A 17,671-nucleotide genomic window follows, 5' to 3' on the forward strand; every position below is an offset into this window, starting at 1 on the left:
TAACGTTTACCTTTTTAATGTAACTTAATGTTACATTTATGTTTTCGTTAGGTTTTTTGGGAGATAAAAAATTTGCAAAAGTGAAAAGCCACTAAAATTAAGTGGCTTTTATCGGAAGGGATTAGGCATAAAGAATGGCCTGCACGCGCCAGTGATTAACATGGTGATCTTCCTGCATCTGGACGATGCGATACCAGGATGCGCCCTGTTCATCGGCCTTCAGAGCGACGACACGTTCAACGTCTTGCGGACTCCCCGTGATATTATTGACGGAGATCTGACCAATCTCGTTCAGGCCCGTGACGCAATCCGCGCTGGCAAATTCGGCCGACTGCGCCGTGGTGCTCAGCAGGCCCGCTGAAAGCAATAGCGTCGTTAAAGCAAGGGTTCGTTTCATCGTCAGCTCCTTTTCACGTGTCTCCGGTATCCGCCGGGCAATCCTTCGCGAATAAACTCATTTCCATTGTTGCTGGCATGGAGTTTATTGTGGACAGGAAAATGTCTACGGACGCAAAGCAGTGTAAAAGTCGTTCAAATGATGATGCTTACTTACGGTACAAAATGCCCTGGGCGTACCACTGTCCCGTAATAATGGTTTCATCAATCATCGTGATGACGTAATAATCTGCTTTTGCGGCAACGGCCTGCGCTTCAATTGCGTCTTCTGCATCATCCGGGGAACCACGAACCATCGCGGATACGGTACCCAGGCGTTGTAATCCTTCCGTCTGATTACGACGAATTTCCTGAGGATGATCGGTAACCGGCGGCGCCGGTTCTGGCGTACCCTGCAATACGGAACATCCGCTGAGCAGCGAGACCAGCAATAAAGCGGTAAGCCTGCGCATAAACCTGTCTCTTTTCCTGATAGCCATAGTGTAGTTGTCTGCGAATTTAGTTTTGGGGGAATGTTCCCGAAGTGTTATCTGGGACGTAGATTTCGAATGAAAATATCGTGAAACCGTAATCCAGCTCTCAACATTATGAATCATTCATCAGCACAGGATCGACAATGATTGAAATTGAAACTCGCCAGCTGAGTGAGCATGAAATCATCCATGCTTTTCCGGCTGGTAAAGGTGAACAGCCGCTGCCGACGGTAGTTTTCTATCATGGCTTTCTCTCCTCGAAGCTGGTCTACAGCTATTTTGCCGTCGCGCTGGCGCAGGCCGGTTTCCGGGTGGTCATGCCTGATGCGCCGAATCATGGGGCACGCTTTACGGGCGATGAGCAGGCGCGGCTGGGGCTGTTCTGGCAAACGCTGCACGGCAATCTGACCGAGTTCGCCGGGCTGCGTGACGCGCTCTTGCAGGCCGGGCTGGTGGAGGGGAAACGGCTGGCGGTCGCAGGCGCATCAATGGGCGGAATGACGGCGCTGGGGATCATGGCCAGGCATCCGGAGGTGACGTCCGTGGCTTGCCTGATGGGATCGGGCTACTTTACGTCACTGGCAAAGACGCTGTTCCCGCCGCAGGCCCCTCAGGAGATTGAGGCCCTGTTGTCAGAATGGGACGTCAGCCATGCGCTTTCGCAGCTGGCCGATCGTCCGCTGCTTCTGTGGCATGGGGACGCCGATGACGTCGTACCGCCCGGTGAAACGTTCCGCCTGCAACAGGCGCTACAGCGTGAAGGGCTGGACAGCAATCTGACCTGCCTGTGGGGAGCAGGTGTCCGGCACCGTATTACCCCGGCCGCGCTGGAAGCAACCGTGGAATTCTTCCGCCAGCACCTTTAAACGCGCAGCACCGTGACACCCTGATCCTCCAGCTTGCTGAGGATCTCGGGGTTGGCGTTTTTGCCGGTGATCACCATGCTGATTTGCTCGGCGCGGCTGAAAAGCATGCCGGCACGTTCACCGACCTTGCTGCTGTCGACCAGCACCACCAGCTTGCCCACCACGTTAAGCATGTTCTGCTCTGCCATTGCGGTGAGCATATCGGTTTTATACAGTCCATCCGCCGTCAGGCCTTTGCCGCTGGTAAACATCCAGTGCCCGGCGTAGAGGCTGTTTTCACTGTCCTGCGGGCTCAGGGTGATGGACTGGCTCTTGTTATACTGGCCGCCCATGATCACCACGCTTTCATGTTCCTGGTCAATGAGATAATTGGCCAGCGGCAGATAGTTGGTAATGATTTGCACCGGCTTGCCGCACATTTCACGGCCCAGCAGAAACGCCGTCGAACCGCAGTTGATCACCACGCTCTCCCCGGGATTCACCAGCTGTGACGCCGCTCTGGCAATCCGCACCTTTTCATCGTGATTCTGCGCCTGGTGGATGTTCATCGGCGTCCAGCGTGGACGCTGCTGGCTGATGGCCTCTGCGCCATTGCGGACTTTTTTCAGCTTGCCGCTCTCATCCAGCTTGTTGATATCCCGTCGCGCGGTAGCGGGGGAGATCCCTAAACGTTCGATCACTTTCTCGACGGTGATAAACCCTGTTTGCGCCAGGAGTTCCAGTAAAATTTGATGCCGTTGCGCTTCCGTCATGAGCTATTCCGATAAGAATTGATTTGAAAAGATGATATTTGAAATAGCGTGAAATTACTAAAATAAAAATGACATCGCCAGACGCAGGGTCTGGCGATTGGGCCTCGGTATCAGAGGAAGGACTTGAACGGCAGATCGGGTTCAATCGTAAAGCAATCATCGAAACCACGCGGGTAGTGATACTCAAGATTGTCTTTATCCAGCGGCCAGGTGAACTTGCCGCCAACCTGCCAGATGAACGGCTTGAAGCCATACTTGAGGCGGTCTTTTTTCATCTCCCACAGGACGCGGATCTCTTGCGGATCGGCCTGGAAGTTTGACCAGATATCATGGTGGAACGGGATCACCACTTTGGTGTTCAGCGCTTCGGCCATACGCAGCATATCCGCGCTGGTCATTTTGTCGGTGATCCCGCGCGGGTTTTCACCGTAAGAGCCAAGCGCCACGTCAATCTGGTGCTCGTTACCGTGCTTCGCGTAGTAGTTGGAGTAGTGGGAGTCACCGCTGTGATACAGGGAACCGCCAGGCGTTTTGAACAGATAGTTCACTGCGCGCTCGTCCATCCCGTCTGGCAGTACGCCTGCGGCTTTCTGATCGGCAGGCAGGGTGATCAGCGCGGTGCGGTCAAAGGCATCCAGCGCGTGAATCTCAATATCTTTGATTTTCACCACGTCGCCCGGCTTCATCACGATGCAGCGCTCTTTTGGCACGCCCCAGCCAATCCACAAATCCACGCAGGTCTGCGGCCCGATAAACGGTACGTCGTCCGCGCAGTTTTGCATAACCGCTGCCGCCACGTTCACGTCGATATGATCGTTGTGATCGTGGGTAGAGAGAACGGCGTCGATCTGGCGAATGGCAAAAGGATCAAGCACAAAAGGCGTGGTGCGCAGGTTCGGCTGGAGCTTTTCAACGCCGGCCATACGCTGCATCTGGTGGCCTTTTTTCATCAGTGGATTGCCGTGGCTCTGTTTGCCGGTGCCGCACCAGAAATCAACGCAAATGTTGGCGCCGCCTTCTGATTTCAGCCAGATCCCGGTGCAGCCCAGCCACCACATCGCAAATGTGCCAGGAGCAACCTGTTCCTGCTCGATCTCTTCGTTCAGCCAGCTACCCCACTCCGGAAAGGTACTCAGAATCCATGATTCACGGGTGATGGTTTTCACTTTACTCATCGTTTGACTCCTGGTTTTAATCAAAAGTAATCATACTGTGACTTGTTGTGATTAATGCTGGCACTGTTTAAATCGATTTGCAATGGCTTATTTACGGAAAATTCCCCTCGCCACATCACAGAAAAAACATCATGACGTTGATAAGATAACCGCTATAAATGATTAATGTACTGAAAATTAAGAATTTATTTATTGAATTAGTTCGGTAGTGAAAATCATTACTAACGCCATGGAAATAAATTGCGTGATCCGTCACAAATAATCAAATGCAATCTTGTGATGATTATTTGTGATTAATAGAGTGATGACACCAACCACACAGGGATTGCCCCTCGTGTTCTCATTTTCTGGAGAGAGTTATGGAGATCCTCTACAACGTCTTTACCGTTTTCTTTAATCAGGTAATGACCAACGCCCCGCTGTTGCTGGGTATCGTGACGTGCCTGGGGTACATCCTGCTGCGCAAAAGCGTCAGCGTGATTATCAAAGGCACCATCAAAACCATCATTGGTTTTATGCTGTTGCAGGCGGGGTCTGGCATTCTGACCAGCACGTTTAAGCCGGTTGTTGCCAAAATGTCAGAGGTGTACGGCATTAACGGCGCCATCTCTGACACTTACGCGTCCATGATGGCCACCATCGATCGCATGGGAGATGCATACAGCTGGGTTGGGTATGCGGTACTGCTCGCGCTGGCGCTGAACATCATTTACGTGCTCCTGCGCCGTATCACCGGTATTCGCACCATCATGCTCACCGGGCACATCATGTTCCAGCAGGCGGGTCTGATTGCCGTTTCTCTCTATATCTTCGGCTACCCAATGTGGACCACGGTCATCTGCACGGCAGTGCTGGTCTCACTTTACTGGGGCATCACCTCCAACATGATGTATAAGCCAACGCAGGACGTTACGGACGGCTGCGGTTTCTCCATCGGTCACCAGCAGCAGTTCGCCTCCTGGATTGCTTACAAAGTCGCGCCGTACCTGGGCAAAAAAGAGGAGAGTGTTGAAGATCTCAAATTGCCTGGCTGGCTGAATATCTTCCACGACAACATCGTCTCCACGGCAATTGTGATGACCATCTTCTTCGGCGCCATCCTGCTCTCCTTTGGCATTGACGTGGTGCAGGCGATGGCGGGTAAAACCCACTGGACGGTCTATATCCTGCAAACCGGTTTCTCCTTCGCTGTTGCTATTTTCATCATCACCCAGGGCGTGCGTATGTTCGTCGCCGAACTGTCGGAAGCGTTTAATGGCATCTCCCAGCGCCTGATCCCTGGCGCGGTGCTGGCGATTGACTGTGCGGCTATCTATAGCTTTGCGCCAAACGCCGTTGTCTGGGGCTTTATGTGGGGCACCATCGGCCAGCTGATTGCGGTCGGCATTCTGGTGGGCTGTGGCTCCTCAATCCTGATTATTCCTGGCTTTATCCCGATGTTCTTCTCCAACGCCACTATCGGCGTGTTTGCTAACCACTTCGGCGGATGGCGCGCAGCGCTCAAGATCTGCCTGGTGATGGGCATGGTTGAAATCTTCGGGTGCGTGTGGGCGGTCAAGCTCACCGGCATGAGCGCCTGGATGGGCATGGCGGACTGGTCAATTCTGGCGCCGCCGATGATGCAGGGCTTTGCGTCCGTCGGGCTGGTCTTTATGGCCGTCATCATCCTGATTGCCCTGGCTTATATGTTCTTCGCTGGCCGTTCGCTGCGGGCTGAAGAAGATGCAGAAAAACAAACAGCAGAAGTGTCTGCTCATTAAGGAGTTTCGATTATGACCGTACGTATCCTGGCTGTGTGTGGCAATGGGCAAGGTAGCTCCATGATCATGAAGATGAAAGTGGACCAGTTTTTAACCCAGTCAAACATTGACCACACGGTGAACAGCTGCGCAGTGGGTGAATACAAAAGTGAACTGAACGGCGCGGACATCATCATCGCCTCAACGCACATTGCCGGCGAGATTAGCGTGTCGGGCAACAAATACGTGGTAGGCGTACGCAACATGCTGTCGCCTGCGGATTTCGGACCAAAGCTGCTGGAAGTGATCAAAGAACACTTCCCACAAGACGTGAAGTAAGGATGCCACATGAAACTACGTGATTCGCTGGCAGAGAATAACTCCATCCTTTTACAGGCCGAAGCCAGCACCTGGCAGGAAGCGGTGAAGCTGAGCGTGGATCTGCTGGTTAAGGCTGACGTTGTCGAGCCGCGTTACTACCAGGCGATTCTGGATGGCGTGGCGCAGCATGGCCCTTACTTTGTGATTGCGCCAGGCCTGGCGATGCCGCATGGCCGCCCGGAAGAGGGCGTCAAGAAAACCGGCTTCGCGCTGGTGACGTTGAAAACGCCGCTGGTGTTTAACCACGAAGATAACGACCCGGTCGACATCCTTATCACTATGGCGGCTGTCGATGCCAATACCCACCAGGAGGTGGGCATCATGCAGATCGTCAATCTGTTTGATGATGAAGCTAATTTTGACCGTTTACGCGCCTGCCGTACCGCGCAGGACGTGCTGGATTTAATTGATAACGCCACTGCGGCGGCCGTTTAAGAGGAATTTAAAATGTCATTACCAATGTTGCAGGTCGCGCTGGATAACCAGACTCTGTCTCACGCTTACGAAACCACCCGTCTGATTGCGGAAGAAGTGGACATCATCGAAGTCGGCACCATTCTGTGCGTGGGCGAAGGCGTTCGTGCGGTTCGTGACCTGAAGGCGCTCTATCCGCATAAAATCGTGCTGGCGGATGCCAAAATCGCCGATGCGGGCAAAATTCTCTCTCGCATGTGCTTTGAAGCCAACGCCGACTGGGTCACCGTGATCTGCTGTGCGGATATCAACACTGCGAAAGGCGCGCTGGACGTGGCGAAGGAGTTCAATGGCGACGTGCAGATTGAACTGACCGGTTTCTGGACCTGGGAGCAGGCGCAGGAGTGGCGCGAAGCAGGTATCCAGCAGGTGGTTTATCACCGCAGCCGTGATGCGCAGGCCGCAGGCGTGGCGTGGGGTGAAGCCGATATCAGCGCGATCAAACGTCTGGCCGATATGGGCTTCAAAGTGACCGTAACCGGTGGCCTGGCGCTGGAAGATCTGCCGCTGTTCAAGGGGATTCCAATTCACGTCTTTATTGCCGGTCGTAGCATTCGCGATGCGGAATCTCCGGTGGAAGCTGCGCGTCAGTTTAAACGCTCAATCGCTCAGCTTTGGGGTTAAGGAGCGGGTATGTTGTCAAAACAGGTCCCGCTTGGCATCTATGAAAAGGCACTCCCTGCGGGGGAGTGCTGGCTGGAGCGGTTACAGCTGGCGAAGCAGCTGGGCTTCGATTTTGTCGAAATGTCGGTGGATGAGACGGACGAGCGTCTTTCTCGCCTCGACTGGAGCCGCGACCAGCGCCTGGCACTGGTAAGCGCCATCGCGGAAACGGGCGTGCGCGTGCCGTCCATGTGCCTGAGCGCTCATCGTCGTTTTCCGCTTGGCAGCGAAGATGATGCCGTACGCGCCGAAGGGCTGGAGATCATGCGTAAAGCTATTCGCTTCGCACAGGATGTCGGCATCCGCGTGATCCAACTGGCGGGTTATGATGTTTACTATCAGGAAGCCAATGATGAAACGCGCCGTCGTTTCCGTGACGGCCTGAAAGAGAGCGTTGAGATGGCAAGCCGTGCGCAGGTGACGCTGGCGATGGAGATCATGGATTATCCGTTGATGAACTCCATCAGCAAGGCGCTGGGCTACGCGCACTATCTGAATAACCCGTGGTTCCAGCTTTATCCGGATATCGGCAACCTGTCGGCATGGGATAACGACGTACAGATGGAGCTTCAGGCGGGCATCGGGCATATCGTGGCGGTGCACGTTAAAGATACCCGTCCCGGCGTGTTTAAAAACGTACCGTTCGGCACCGGGGTGGTGGATTTCGAACGGTGCTTCCAGACGCTCAAACAGACAGGTTATTGCGGGCCTTACCTGATTGAGATGTGGAGCGAAACCGCGGACGATCCGGCGGCAGAAGTGGCGAAAGCCCGGGACTGGGTGTGCGAGCGCATGGCGCGGGCAGGACTGATGGAGGCGGAACATGCTTAAGCTGAAACAGCAGGTCTTTGAAGCCAATATGGATCTCCCGCGCTATGGACTGGTGACGTTTACGTGGGGCAACGTAAGCGCCATCGATCGCGAGCAGGGGCTGGTGGTGATTAAGCCGAGCGGCGTGGCCTATGACGCCATGAAAGCGGACGATATGGTGGTGGTTGACCTGGAAGGACTGGTCGTTGAAGGCAAATGGCGTCCTTCTTCTGATACGGCAACCCATCTGGCGCTGTACCAGCGTTACCCGTCCTTGGGGGGGATTGTACATACCCATTCCACGCACGCCACCGCCTGGGCACAGGCCGGGCTGGCGATCCCTGCTTTGGGTACAACGCACGCGGACTACTTCTTCGGTGATATTCCCTGCACGCGGGCGTTAACGCAGACTGAGGTCGAAGGCGAGTACGAACTTAACACCGGCAGGGTCATTATCGAAACGCTGGGTGAGACGGAACCACTGCATACGCCGGGTATTGTGGTGTACCAGCATGGTCCATTCTCCTGGGGTAAAGATGCGCATGACGCCGTGCATAACGCGGTGGTGATGGAAGAGGTGGCCAGAATGGCGTGGATTGCGCGCGGCATTAACCCACAGCTTCAGGGCATTGATAATTATCTGATGAACAAGCATTTCATGCGTAAGCACGGCCCGAATGCTTATTACGGGCAGAAGTGAATAAGTGCTCTGGAATACCGAAACAGTTGTAACCGGTGGTATTCCGGAGCCATTCATAAAAAAGCCCCCGGGCAGGGGGCAAATTATATATGGCTTTGATTTTCTTTTGCTTTCCTGGTGCTAGCGATAAAGCGTTACTGGTAAATATCTGCACTGGCGTGCATATTACCGTTGCTGCCGGGCTCACGTGTCAGCATGACGTGATAGTATTTTGCGCCCTGCGCATCGGTTTCTTCATTAAGCGCCTGATCTGCTTCACTTTCAGTGGCGAAGTTATGATTGATGTAAATAACGCCTAAGCTCTGCACATCATCCATGTTTCTGGCCTGTTGGCTGTCTATTCTGATGGCTGCCATCGCGTTTGCACTGAGCAAAAGCGCAGCCAAAATGGCGATTGCGATTCTTTTCATGATATGCGCTCCACGACTGCGTGCTGTGATACGGGGGAATGCTCTCCTTCTCTGTTCAGGGTTTCTGATTAAAGTGTAATCGCTACCCGGGTTGGGATGGGTGACCATTTCTGATGATGTTGTTCAAAAAAACAGCGCTTCTGATGAGTGCGATTTTAAATCACCCACTTAGAACAGCTTTACCCTTTGTGCGAATTATTTGTGCAATCAGCTTGAGTTTCCTGGGGGGCGCAAGTATTATGACGCGTCAATTTTTCAGCCGACCTTTAACACGTTCCTTGCCTCCCCGGGCCTCGGCTGACCCAGACAGGAGGCTGAATAATCCGTAAGGAGCAATTCGATGCGTCATTACGAAATCGTTTTTATGGTCCACCCTGACCAGAGCGAACAGGTTCCGGGCATGATCGAGCGTTACTCTGCTGCCATCACTGGTGCAGAAGGCACGATCCACCGTCTGGAAGACTGGGGCCGCCGTCAGCTGGCTTACCCGATCAACAAACTGCACAAAGCACACTACGTTCTGATGAACGTTGAAGCTCCGCAGGAAGTGATCGATGAGCTGGAAACTACCTTCCGCTTCAACGATGCCGTTATCCGCAGCATGGTTATGCGTACCAAACACGCAGTGACCGAAGCATCTCCGATGGTTAAAGCGAAAGACGAGCGCCGTGAGCGTCGCGATGATTTCGCAAACGAAACCGCAGATGATTCTGATGCTGGGGATTCTGAAGAGTAATTTCTGATGACCAACCGTCTGGTGTTGTCCGGCACCGTGTGCAGGACCCCCCTTCGAAAGGTCAGCCCATCAGGAATTCCGCATTGCCAGTTCGTGCTTGAGCATCGTTCTGTGCAAGAGGAAGCCGGGTTTCACCGGCAGGCGTGGTGCCAAATGCCCGTAATTATTAGCGGACACGAAAACCAGGCCATTACTCACAGTTTAACGGTCGGTAGCGCAGTAATCGTTCAGGGGTTCATTTCTTGCCACAAGGCAAAGAACGGCCTGAGCAAAATGGTTCTGCATGCCGAGCAGATTGATTTGATAGATTCTGGAGACTAGCCATATGGCACGTTATTTCCGTCGTCGCAAGTTCTGCCGTTTCACCGCGGAAGGCGTTCAAGAGATCGACTATAAAGATATCGCAACGCTGAAAAACTACATCACCGAAAGCGGTAAGATTGTCCCAAGCCGTATCACCGGTACTCGTGCAAAATATCAGCGTCAGCTGGCTCGCGCTATCAAACGCGCTCGCTACCTGTCTCTGCTGCCGTACACTGATCGTCATCAGTAATCGGGCACGGTCCATTAATACGACTTTAAGAGGATAAGGTAATGCAAGTTATTCTGCTTGATAAAGTAGCAAACCTGGGCAGCCTGGGTGATCAGGTAAACGTTAAAGCGGGTTACGCTCGTAACTTCCTGGTTCCACAGGGTAAAGCTGTTCCAGCTACTAAGAAAAACGTAGAGTTTTTCGAAGCACGTCGTGCTGAACTGGAAGCCAAACTGGCTGACGTTCTGGCGGCTGCTAACGCTCGCGCTGAAGCAATCAACGCACTGGGCACCGTTACCATCGCGTCCAAAGCTGGCGACGAAGGTAAACTGTTCGGTTCCATCGGTACCCGCGATATCGCTGATGCAGTTACTGCGGCAGGCGTTAAAGTGGCTAAGAGCGAAGTTCGTCTGCCGAACGGCGTTCTGCGTACCACTGGTGAGCACGAAGTTGACTTCCAGGTTCACAGCGAAGTGTTCGCTAAACTGGTTGTTAACGTAGTAGCTGAGTAATTTTTTACTCTGCTCGCGTCGAAGCGCCGGCCTTGTGCCGGCGTTTTGCTTTTTAGCGTGACCCTGCGTCATCTTTTGCTCTTGTAAGGTCGCTATTCCTGACGCATTCTCTGATAATAAATTGAAACGCAATTTTATTTATGAGATTTGTCATGGATACTGCTCTGCCCACGCCCGTCTTTGCCCGTCGAAATGTGGCCTATGCCTGCGCCACGCTCTGCTGTCTGCTTTGGGGAAGCTCGTACCCGGCCATTAAAAGTGGCTACGAACTCTTTCAGATCGCGACCGATGATATCCCCTCCAAAGTCGTCTTTGCCGGATACCGTTTTCTGTTTGCCGGCGCGTTGCTGCTGCTTTTTGCCCTGGCCCAGCGAAAACCGATTGGCAGGCTCACGCCCACGCAGTTTGGCCAGCTCACGATCCTCGGACTGACCCAGACCTCCCTCCAGTACACCTTCTTTTATATCGGCCTGGCCTACACGACCGGGGTGAACGGCTCCATCATGAATGCCACCGGGACCTTCTTCAGCGTGCTGCTGGCGCACTTTATCTACCACAACGACAAACTCAGCTATAACAAAACGCTGGGGTGTGTTCTGGGCTTTGCCGGGGTGATGCTGGTGAACTTCCACAGCGGGTTAAGTGAGTTCCAGTTTGTGTGGAAAGGTGACGGATTTGTGGTGCTGGCCGCCTTTATTCTCTCTGCGGCCACGCTTTACGGGAAACGCATTTCCCAGACCGTTGACCCGACGGTGATGACTGGCTGGCAGCTGGGGATAGGCGGGGCGGCACTGGTTGCGGGAGGCTATGCCACGGGCGGGACGCTGGAGGTGCACAGCATGAAAGCCGTCGCCGTGCTTGGGTATCTGACGCTGCTCTCATCCGTGGCGTTCGCCCTGTGGAGCGCGCTGCTGAAAGTAAACCGCGTGAGTATGATTGCCCCGTTCAACTTTGTCATACCTGTAGCAGGGACGGTGCTCTCCGCCATCTTCCTCGGCGAAAACATTCTGGACATCAAATACGCGATTGCGCTGGTGCTGGTCTGTTCGGGGATCTGGTGGGTGAATAAACGGCGTGCCTGAGAACAAAAGTGCCGGGTGGCGGCATCGCCTTACCCGGCCTGGGCCATTAACGTGCTCTGATGAAACTGCCGTCCGGCTGGCGGGTAAACAGTACCTGCTGCCCGTTTCCGGTATCGATCGTTAACCCGGTCACCACGCCGCTGGCGTTCTGACGGATCTGCACCATCTGACCATTTTGCAGGTTGCTGAGCGGCTTGCCTGCCCCCTCGACTTGCGCCATGGCATACACATCCGTTGCTGGCAAATTGTGGTCGCGGAACAGCTGGGCAAGAGTTTTCCCAGGCTCTACGCGATACGAACGCCACTGCTGCTCAATGCCGGTGGGCTGTTGCGCCTGTGGCTCTGAAGGGGCGGCGGCCTGCTCCTGATCTTCCTGAACAGGTTCAGGTTCAACCGGCGCAACCTGGCCCGGATCGTTAGACGGTGTGACCAGCTGCGTCTGCATCGGCTGTGAACCAGGCTGCGGCTGGCTTTGCGACTGGATATCCAGCTCAGCATTCCGGCTGACCGGCGCGGTATCAACGTTGTCACTGCCGGAAGGAAGCAGGAAGCCGATGACGATCAGCAACGCGCCGATGATAATGCCTCTGCGATGCAAAGGCGGCAGCGGGTCCATGATGCGAAAGTTATCCGGCGCATGCCAGATTTTCGCCAGGGTAGGTTTCAGTTCAAATCGCCCGGGCATGGCTCTCCTCCTGCTCCGCGTCTTTTTATCCTGTCCTGAGAAGTGTAGTTTGCTAACTGCCTGATGGGCGTAACAAAGCCAGCTTTCGTGACATATATTAGGGAAAATCCTGACGGCTACTATTGTTTCCGTTTCGTCGCAGTTTGTCACCTTTACTTAAGACAAAGTTTTACCCATAAGGGCATGGCTGATATGCTGCCCGCTACTTTAAATGTGATGGAAGGAAAACCCATGACCACCCCGACTTTTGACACTATCGAAGCGCAGGCAAGCTACGGCATCGGCTTGCAGGTAGGACAGCAGCTGAGCGAATCCGGCCTGGAAGGTCTGTTACCGGAAGCGCTGGTGGCGGGTATCGCTGACGCGCTGGAAGGCAAGCAGCCCGCTGTGCCGGTTGACGTTGTGCACCGTGCGCTGCGTGAAATCCACGAACGTGCTGACGCCGTGCGTCGCGCGCGTTTCGAAGAGATGGCGGCAGAAGGCGTGAAATATCTGGAAGAGAACCGTGAGCGTGAAGGCGTGAACAGCACCGAGTCCGGCTTGCAGTTCCGCGTAATCAATCAGGGTGATGGCGCAATCCCGGCGCGTACCGACCACGTTCGCGTACACTACACCGGTAAGCTGATCGACGGTACCGTGTTCGACAGCTCCGTCGCGCGTGGCGAACCGGCTGAGTTCCCGGTCAACGGCGTTATCGCAGGCTGGATCGAAGCCCTGACCCTGATGCCAGTAGGTTCCAAATGGGAACTGACTATCCCGCACAACCTGGCTTACGGCGAGCGTGGCGCTGGCGCGTCCATTCCGCCATTCAGCACCCTGGTGTTTGAAGTCGAGCTGCTGGAAATCCTGTAATCGGTTTTTCTTATTTTCCTCTCTCCGATCGGGGAGAGGAAAATAGCGATAAAACCCGGAGTTACGACGGAATCAACATTTTGTATTGCAAACGAAACTGTTACGTGTATTTTTGTGAGCTGTTTCGCGCTGTATGAGTGATATGACACTCACTTTCAACATATTATTAACATAATATTCAAATCATAGTATTCATCCCGCCGATTCTTACCTACTATCGATTAGTCCTTACACAGGGGCCGTCATTTATTTGGCGTAAATAAAGGCCAGAAGAGCCTTAACAACACAGACAGGCATAAACAGGAAAATATCACATGGTAGATCAGGTCAAAGTCGCCGCCGCAGAAGAGGCGACGTCTGAACAGTCGCTACGGCGAAATCTCACGAACCGTCACATTCAGCTTATTGCCATTGGCGGAGCCATCGGCACAGGGCTGTTTATGGGCTCGGGCAAAACCATCAGTCTTGCCGGCCCGTCGATCATCTTCGTTTATATGATCATCGGTTTTATGCTCTTTTTCGTGATGCGTGCAATGGGTGAATTGCTGCTCTCGAATCTTGAATACAAATCCTTCAGCGACTTCGCGTCAGACCTGCTCGGCCCGTGGGCGGGCTATTTTACCGGCTGGACCTACTGGTTCTGCTGGGTGGTCACCGGCATGGCTGACGTTGTGGCCATCACGGCGTACGCGCAATTCTGGTTCCCAGGGCTATCGGACTGGGTGGCTTCGCTGGCGGTGATTGTCCTGCTGCTGAGCCTGAACCTCGCCACCGTTAAAATGTTCGGTGAGATGGAGTTCTGGTTCGCGATGATCAAAATCGTCGCCATCATCGCGCTGATTGTCGTCGGGCTGGTGATGGTGCTGACGCACTTCCAGTCGCCAACCGGCGTACAGGCGTCGTTTGCCCATCTGTGGAATGACGGCGGCTGGTTCCCGAAAGGGATCAGCGGCTTCTTTGCCGGCTTCCAGATTGCGGTGTTCGCGTTTGTCGGGATTGAGCTGGTCGGTACCACGGCGGCGGAAACCAAAGATCCGGAGAAATCCCTGCCGCGCGCGATCAACTCCATTCCGCTGCGTATCATCATGTTCTACGTGTTCGCGCTGATCGTCATTATGTCCGTGACGCCATGGAGTTCGGTGGTGCCAACCAAGAGCCCGTTCGTCGAGCTGTTCGTGCTGGTGGGACTGCCTGCTGCCGCGAGCCTGATTAACTTCGTGGTGCTGACCTCTGCGGCCTCTTCCGCGAACAGCGGCGTCTTCTCCACCAGCCGTATGCTGTTCGGTCTGGCGCAGGAGGGCGTTGCTCCGAGCGCGTTTGCCAAACTGTCTAAACGCGCGGTACCGGCGAAAGGGCTGACCTTCTCCTGCATCTGTCTGCTGGGCGGTGTGGTGATGCTCTACGTCAACCCGAGCGTAATCGGCGCGTTCACCATGATCACTACGGTGTCGGCGATCCTGTTCATGTTCGTCTGGACCATTATCCTCTGCTCATACCTGGTGTACCGCAAACAGCGTCCACACCTGCATGAGAAGTCGATCTACAAGATGCCGCTGGGCAAGCTGATGTGCTGGGTGTGCATGGCGTTCTTCGTCTTCGTGCTGGTGCTGCTGACGCTGGAAGAAGATACCCGCCAGGCGCTGATCGTCACGCCGCTGTGGTTTATTGCGCTGGGGCTGGGCTGGCTGTTTATCGGTAAGAAACGTATGGCGGGCATGCGTTAAGCATGTTGCCGGGTGGCGCTGACGCTTACCCGGCCTACGTTCGCGGACGTTGTAGGCCCGGTAAGCGCTAGCGCCGCCGGGCTTTTTTATTCCCCCGCTAATGCACGCGGGAACAGAACGTTATTCTCAAGACTGATGTGTTCCATCAGATCGTCGATCATCTCGTTAATGCCGTTGTACATGGCTTTCCAGGTGGTGCACGCCTCTGGCGGCGGTGTGACGTTGTCGGTGGTGTGTTTAATCACTTCCAGCAGTTCGCCGGCGTCATCATGTTCGCTTTCCATCACGCTGATGGGCCCCATGGCCTGGCTGCCCATGCCCTGTTTGATCATCGGGAAGAGGATCTGCTCCTCTTTCATCATGTGGCTGGAAAGTTCTTCGTGCAGCATGGTCAGGTATTTCGCCAGGCCGCGCGGTACGGAAGGTTTATCGGCATGAACGCGTTCAACTTTGGTCGCCTGTAAAATCAGCTCCGGCAGCTGCTGGCGGTGACGATCGTGGTAACGCACAATGATATGGTCGATGATTTCAGCCAGCGGCGCAGTGCGCCAGTCTTTGTCGACGGGCTGTTCAGCCAGCTGAGCCAGCTCCGCTTCGATAGCCTCTACATCCAGCTCTTTACGCGACGCTGCGCGCGCCAGCGTTTGCTTACCACCGCAGCAGTAATCCATATCATATTTACGGAACAGCGCAGAAGCGCGAGGGATGGAGAGCGCCAGCTCGCCTAAGGGTTGGTCGCGGAAGGCCATAGCAGTTACCTCATCATCAGAAATATAAGATGCATTTTAAATGCATCTTTAAGTGGATACTATAACCCTTTAGAGGCAAGGGTGAAAACGAGAAAGGGATCACAAAAAAAGCATGCTTTTAACTTGCTGATTGAATGCAGAAAAGGGCTTTCGAAAGTTTTTAAAGGTGGAGAAACAGTAAACAACCTGCCGCGCGTGCCGATAGATACAGGTCAGACAATACCTGTATATAAATAAGGCAACGCATGTTTAAACGTATAAAAGTCATTACTCTTTTGATTTCGGTGCTGCTTGTGCTCGGCATCATGCAGCTGATCTCCGCTGGCATTTTCATTAATGCACTCAATAACGATAAAGAGAACTTCACCGTTTCTCAGCTTTCCAGCCAGAACGTTGCGGAGTTTACCGACGCCTGGATCAGCCTGAACCAGGCGCGCGTCACCCTCAACCGCGGCATGCTGCGCCTGCAAAGCAGCATGGCGTCGCAGATTAACGGCGGGCAGTTGAACGAGCTGGTCAATACCGCGAAAAACCTGCTGGCCGATGCCCAGACCCATTACGATAAATACTATGCGCTGCCGGAAACGCCGGGTATGGACGAGCACCTGGCCGATCGCCTGGAAGAGCAGTACCGCGTCTACTCCGCCACGCTGACGCAAATGAACGTTCTGCTGGGGCAGGGCAATCTGGAAGATATGTTCAAACAAAATGCCGAACAGAAGCAGACCGCGATGCAAAAGGTTTATCGCGAGTGGCGTGAGGCGCAGGCCGCGCTGACCGCCAAAGGTATCCAGGACAATGAAAGCGACTACAAACGCATTCTGTGGATCCTTTCTGCGGTGATGCTGCTGGTGATCGCGGTGATTATTTCCAGCTGGATTGCGATGCGCCGCGTGCTGCTGCTGCCGCTGGAAGAGGTGATCAACCATATCCGCGCCATTGCCGCAGGGGATTTAACCCAGCCGATTCAGGCTGAGGGTAAAAATGAAATGGCGATCCTGGCGCGCAACGTTCAGGAGATGCAGACTGCGCTGGCCAACACGGTGGGCGTGGTGCGTGAAGGCGCAGATACCATCTACACCGGCGCGGGTGAAATCTCGGCGGGCAGCAACGATCTCTCCTCCCGTACCGAGCAGCAGGCCGCTTCTCTGGAAGAGACGGCAGCCAGCATGGAACAGTTAACCGCCACCGTGAAGCAAAACGCCGATAACGCGCGTCAGGCGTCACGCCTGGCGCTGGACGCCTCCTCCACCGCGAAGAAGGGTGGTAACGTGGTGGAAGGCGTGGTGCGGACGATGGACGAAATCGCCACCAGTTCCAGCAAAATCGCGCAAATTACTAACGTGATCGACGGCATTGCTTTCCAGACCAATATTCTGGCGCTGAACGCGGCGGTAGAAGCGGCGCGCGCGGGCGAGCAGGGACGTGGCTTCGCGGTTGTCGCGGGCGAGGTGCGTACCCTTGCCCAGCGCAGTGCGCAGGCGGCGAAAGAGATCAAAGCGCTGATCGATGATTCCGGCGAACGCGTCAACGCGGGTTCTCAGCTGGTGAATGAGGCGGGCGCGACGATGGCGGAGATCGTCAATGCGGTTACGCGCGTGACGGACATCATGGGTGAGATTGCGTCGGCCTCCGACGAACAGAGCCGCGGTATCGACCAGGTGGGTCAGGCGGTGGCGGAGATGGATCGCGTCACCCAGCAGAACGCCTCGCTGGTGGAAGAGTCTGCGGCGGCAGCGGCGGCGCTGGAAGATCAGGCTGCACGCCTGAACGACGCGGTGGCGGTGTTTAAGATCACCCGCAATCAGGCGGTGAAAGCCGCGCCGGTAAAGACCTATGTACCTAAAGCGCAGCTCGTCGCGGCGGCGTCTGAAGCGAACTGGGAAACGTTCTGATACTGTGCCGGGTGGCGCTGACGCTTACCCGGCCTACGGTTTTGTAGGCCCTGCAAGCGAAGCGC

22 protein-coding genes are annotated in these 17,671 nt (G+C 54.6%); 15 read left to right on the top strand and 7 right to left on the bottom strand.

The features are described 5' to 3' along the window. Positions 1-121: 121 nt before the first annotated feature. The gene (gene yjfN, locus SK53_RS15000) at positions 122-397 is read right to left on the bottom strand and encodes a DUF1471 family protease activator YjfN (protein ID WP_003856009.1); all 276 of its coding nucleotides are present in this window, start codon (positions 395-397) and stop codon (positions 122-124) included. A 148-nt stretch (positions 398-545) separates the two neighbouring features. Continuing rightward, positions 546-875, bottom strand: a complete 330-nt coding sequence (gene bsmA / locus SK53_RS15005) for a biofilm peroxide resistance protein BsmA (protein WP_003856011.1) — start codon at positions 873-875, stop codon at positions 546-548. A gap of 137 nt (positions 876-1,012) precedes the next feature. On the opposite strand from bsmA, the gene yjfP reads away from it, so the two are divergent. Further along, entirely contained in the window at positions 1,013-1,735 is a 723-nt protein-coding gene (gene yjfP, locus SK53_RS15010; protein WP_022650260.1) for an esterase, read from the top strand. Here yjfP and ulaR read toward each other — a convergent pair. Both ulaR and ulaG read right to left on the bottom strand, forming a co-directional pair. Continuing rightward, complete coding sequence (gene ulaR, locus SK53_RS15015) at positions 1,732-2,487, bottom strand: HTH-type transcriptional regulator UlaR (protein WP_003856014.1); 756 nt, start codon at positions 2,485-2,487, stop codon at positions 1,732-1,734. The genes yjfP and ulaR overlap by 4 nt on opposite strands. Positions 2,488-2,597: 110 nt before the next feature. Next, a complete protein-coding gene (gene ulaG, locus SK53_RS15020; RefSeq protein ID WP_006810379.1) occupies positions 2,598-3,662 on the bottom strand; it encodes an L-ascorbate 6-phosphate lactonase in 1,065 nt (354 codons plus the stop codon). A gap of 359 nt (positions 3,663-4,021) precedes the next feature. Between ulaG and ulaA the strand changes: the two genes are divergently transcribed. From ulaA to SK53_RS15050, 6 genes are read left to right on the top strand one after another with little or no spacing between them, the layout of a single operon-like run. Continuing rightward, a complete protein-coding gene (ulaA, locus tag SK53_RS15025; protein WP_003856019.1) occupies positions 4,022-5,422 on the top strand; it encodes a PTS ascorbate transporter subunit IIC in 1,401 nt (466 codons plus the stop codon). Between the two features lie 12 nt (positions 5,423-5,434). Further along, positions 5,435-5,740 carry a PTS ascorbate transporter subunit IIB gene (gene ulaB / locus SK53_RS15030; RefSeq protein ID WP_003856022.1) on the top strand — a complete coding sequence of 102 codons (306 nt, stop codon included), beginning with the start codon at positions 5,435-5,437 and terminating at the stop codon, positions 5,738-5,740. A gap of 9 nt (positions 5,741-5,749) precedes the next feature. After that, a complete protein-coding gene (gene ulaC / locus SK53_RS15035) occupies positions 5,750-6,217 on the top strand; it encodes a PTS ascorbate transporter subunit IIA (protein ID WP_003856024.1) in 468 nt (155 codons plus the stop codon). A gap of 12 nt (positions 6,218-6,229) precedes the next feature. Next, entirely contained in the window at positions 6,230-6,880 is a 651-nt protein-coding gene (gene ulaD / locus SK53_RS15040; RefSeq protein ID WP_003856025.1) for a 3-keto-L-gulonate-6-phosphate decarboxylase UlaD, read from the top strand. A 9-nt stretch (positions 6,881-6,889) separates the two neighbouring features. Then, a complete protein-coding gene (locus SK53_RS15045) occupies positions 6,890-7,750 on the top strand; it encodes an L-ribulose-5-phosphate 3-epimerase (protein ID WP_048209726.1) in 861 nt (286 codons plus the stop codon). Then, on the top strand, positions 7,743-8,429 hold the full coding sequence (locus SK53_RS15050) for an L-ribulose-5-phosphate 4-epimerase (RefSeq protein WP_048209727.1): 687 nt from the start codon (positions 7,743-7,745) through the stop codon (positions 8,427-8,429). Before SK53_RS15045 ends, SK53_RS15050 begins: the two co-directional genes overlap by 8 nt. A gap of 134 nt (positions 8,430-8,563) precedes the next feature. Here SK53_RS15050 and yjfY read toward each other — a convergent pair whose 3' ends face one another. Then, positions 8,564-8,839 (bottom strand): DUF1471 family protein YjfY, encoded by a 276-nt coding sequence (yjfY, locus tag SK53_RS15055; protein ID WP_017383944.1) that lies wholly within the window; start codon positions 8,837-8,839, stop codon positions 8,564-8,566. 340 nt (positions 8,840-9,179) lie between these two features. Here yjfY and rpsF point away from each other — a divergent pair, with 340 nt between their 5' ends. The 5 genes from rpsF to SK53_RS15080 all read left to right on the top strand — a co-directional run bounded on the left by rpsF (position 9,180) and on the right by SK53_RS15080 (position 11,701). Beyond that, entirely contained in the window at positions 9,180-9,575 is a 396-nt protein-coding gene (gene rpsF, locus SK53_RS15060) for a 30S ribosomal protein S6 (protein ID WP_003856034.1), read from the top strand. Between the two features lie 6 nt (positions 9,576-9,581). Further along, complete coding sequence (priB, locus tag SK53_RS15065) at positions 9,582-9,896, top strand: primosomal replication protein N (RefSeq protein WP_003856035.1); 315 nt, start codon at positions 9,582-9,584, stop codon at positions 9,894-9,896. Positions 9,897-9,900: 4 nt separating this feature from the next. After that, complete coding sequence (gene rpsR / locus SK53_RS15070; RefSeq protein WP_000135199.1) at positions 9,901-10,128, top strand: 30S ribosomal protein S18; 228 nt, start codon at positions 9,901-9,903, stop codon at positions 10,126-10,128. Positions 10,129-10,169: 41 nt separating this feature from the next. Then, positions 10,170-10,619 (top strand): 50S ribosomal protein L9, encoded by a 450-nt coding sequence (gene rplI, locus SK53_RS15075; protein WP_003856039.1) that lies wholly within the window; start codon positions 10,170-10,172, stop codon positions 10,617-10,619. Positions 10,620-10,771: 152 nt separating this feature from the next. Further along, positions 10,772-11,701 (top strand): DMT family transporter, encoded by a 930-nt coding sequence (locus tag SK53_RS15080; protein ID WP_017383942.1) that lies wholly within the window; start codon positions 10,772-10,774, stop codon positions 11,699-11,701. 46 nt (positions 11,702-11,747) lie between these two features. Here SK53_RS15080 and SK53_RS15085 read toward each other — a convergent pair whose 3' ends face one another. Next, the gene (locus SK53_RS15085; RefSeq protein WP_045330822.1) at positions 11,748-12,386 is read right to left on the bottom strand and encodes an OapA family protein; all 639 of its coding nucleotides are present in this window, start codon (positions 12,384-12,386) and stop codon (positions 11,748-11,750) included. Between the two features lie 231 nt (positions 12,387-12,617). Here SK53_RS15085 and fklB point away from each other — a divergent pair, with 231 nt between their 5' ends. Both fklB and cycA read left to right on the top strand, forming a co-directional pair. Beyond that, positions 12,618-13,238 carry an FKBP-type peptidyl-prolyl cis-trans isomerase gene (gene fklB / locus SK53_RS15090; protein ID WP_008502892.1) on the top strand — a complete coding sequence of 207 codons (621 nt, stop codon included), beginning with the start codon at positions 12,618-12,620 and terminating at the stop codon, positions 13,236-13,238. Positions 13,239-13,552: 314 nt separating this feature from the next. Continuing rightward, positions 13,553-14,962, top strand: coding sequence for a D-serine/D-alanine/glycine transporter (gene cycA, locus SK53_RS15095; RefSeq protein WP_045336773.1), 1,410 nt, complete (start codon positions 13,553-13,555; stop codon positions 14,960-14,962). An 86-nt stretch (positions 14,963-15,048) separates the two neighbouring features. On the opposite strand, the gene ytfE is transcribed toward cycA, so the two are convergent. Continuing rightward, entirely contained in the window at positions 15,049-15,711 is a 663-nt protein-coding gene (gene ytfE, locus SK53_RS15100; protein WP_048209728.1) for an iron-sulfur cluster repair protein YtfE, read from the bottom strand. A gap of 245 nt (positions 15,712-15,956) precedes the next feature. Here ytfE and SK53_RS15105 point away from each other — a divergent pair, with 245 nt between their 5' ends. Next, entirely contained in the window at positions 15,957-17,606 is a 1,650-nt protein-coding gene (locus SK53_RS15105; protein ID WP_048209729.1) for a methyl-accepting chemotaxis protein, read from the top strand. Positions 17,607-17,671 lie beyond the last annotated feature (65 nt).

It is taken from the genome of Enterobacter sp. MGH119 (genome assembly GCF_001037675.1).
Lineage (GTDB): Bacteria > Pseudomonadota > Gammaproteobacteria > Enterobacterales > Enterobacteriaceae > Enterobacter > Enterobacter hormaechei_C.

Excerpts from the sequence above, each read along its gene's own strand:
- yjfN (WP_003856009.1), bottom strand. The coding sequence starts at position 397 with ATGAAACGAACCCTTGCTTTAACGACGCTATTGCTTTCAGCGGGCCTG.
- bsmA (WP_003856011.1), bottom strand. The coding sequence starts at position 875 with ATGGCTATCAGGAAAAGAGACAGGTTTATGCGCAGGCTTACCGCTTTA.
- yjfP (WP_022650260.1), top strand. The coding sequence starts at position 1,013 with ATGATTGAAATTGAAACTCGCCAGCTGAGTGAGCATGAAATCATCCAT.
- ulaR (WP_003856014.1), bottom strand. The coding sequence starts at position 2,487 with ATGACGGAAGCGCAACGGCATCAAATTTTACTGGAACTCCTGGCGCAA.
- ulaG (WP_006810379.1), bottom strand. The coding sequence starts at position 3,662 with ATGAGTAAAGTGAAAACCATCACCCGTGAATCATGGATTCTGAGTACC.
- ulaA (WP_003856019.1), top strand. The coding sequence starts at position 4,022 with ATGGAGATCCTCTACAACGTCTTTACCGTTTTCTTTAATCAGGTAATG.
- ulaB (WP_003856022.1), top strand. The coding sequence starts at position 5,435 with ATGACCGTACGTATCCTGGCTGTGTGTGGCAATGGGCAAGGTAGCTCC.
- ulaC (WP_003856024.1), top strand. The coding sequence starts at position 5,750 with ATGAAACTACGTGATTCGCTGGCAGAGAATAACTCCATCCTTTTACAG.
- ulaD (WP_003856025.1), top strand. The coding sequence starts at position 6,230 with ATGTCATTACCAATGTTGCAGGTCGCGCTGGATAACCAGACTCTGTCT.
- SK53_RS15045 (WP_048209726.1), top strand. The coding sequence starts at position 6,890 with ATGTTGTCAAAACAGGTCCCGCTTGGCATCTATGAAAAGGCACTCCCT.
- SK53_RS15050 (WP_048209727.1), top strand. The coding sequence starts at position 7,743 with ATGCTTAAGCTGAAACAGCAGGTCTTTGAAGCCAATATGGATCTCCCG.
- yjfY (WP_017383944.1), bottom strand. The coding sequence starts at position 8,839 with ATGAAAAGAATCGCAATCGCCATTTTGGCTGCGCTTTTGCTCAGTGCA.
- rpsF (WP_003856034.1), top strand. The coding sequence starts at position 9,180 with ATGCGTCATTACGAAATCGTTTTTATGGTCCACCCTGACCAGAGCGAA.
- priB (WP_003856035.1), top strand. The coding sequence starts at position 9,582 with ATGACCAACCGTCTGGTGTTGTCCGGCACCGTGTGCAGGACCCCCCTT.
- rpsR (WP_000135199.1), top strand. The coding sequence starts at position 9,901 with ATGGCACGTTATTTCCGTCGTCGCAAGTTCTGCCGTTTCACCGCGGAA.
- rplI (WP_003856039.1), top strand. The coding sequence starts at position 10,170 with ATGCAAGTTATTCTGCTTGATAAAGTAGCAAACCTGGGCAGCCTGGGT.
- SK53_RS15080 (WP_017383942.1), top strand. The coding sequence starts at position 10,772 with ATGGATACTGCTCTGCCCACGCCCGTCTTTGCCCGTCGAAATGTGGCC.
- SK53_RS15085 (WP_045330822.1), bottom strand. The coding sequence starts at position 12,386 with ATGCCCGGGCGATTTGAACTGAAACCTACCCTGGCGAAAATCTGGCAT.
- fklB (WP_008502892.1), top strand. The coding sequence starts at position 12,618 with ATGACCACCCCGACTTTTGACACTATCGAAGCGCAGGCAAGCTACGGC.
- cycA (WP_045336773.1), top strand. The coding sequence starts at position 13,553 with ATGGTAGATCAGGTCAAAGTCGCCGCCGCAGAAGAGGCGACGTCTGAA.
- ytfE (WP_048209728.1), bottom strand. The coding sequence starts at position 15,711 with ATGGCCTTCCGCGACCAACCCTTAGGCGAGCTGGCGCTCTCCATCCCT.
- SK53_RS15105 (WP_048209729.1), top strand. The coding sequence starts at position 15,957 with ATGTTTAAACGTATAAAAGTCATTACTCTTTTGATTTCGGTGCTGCTT.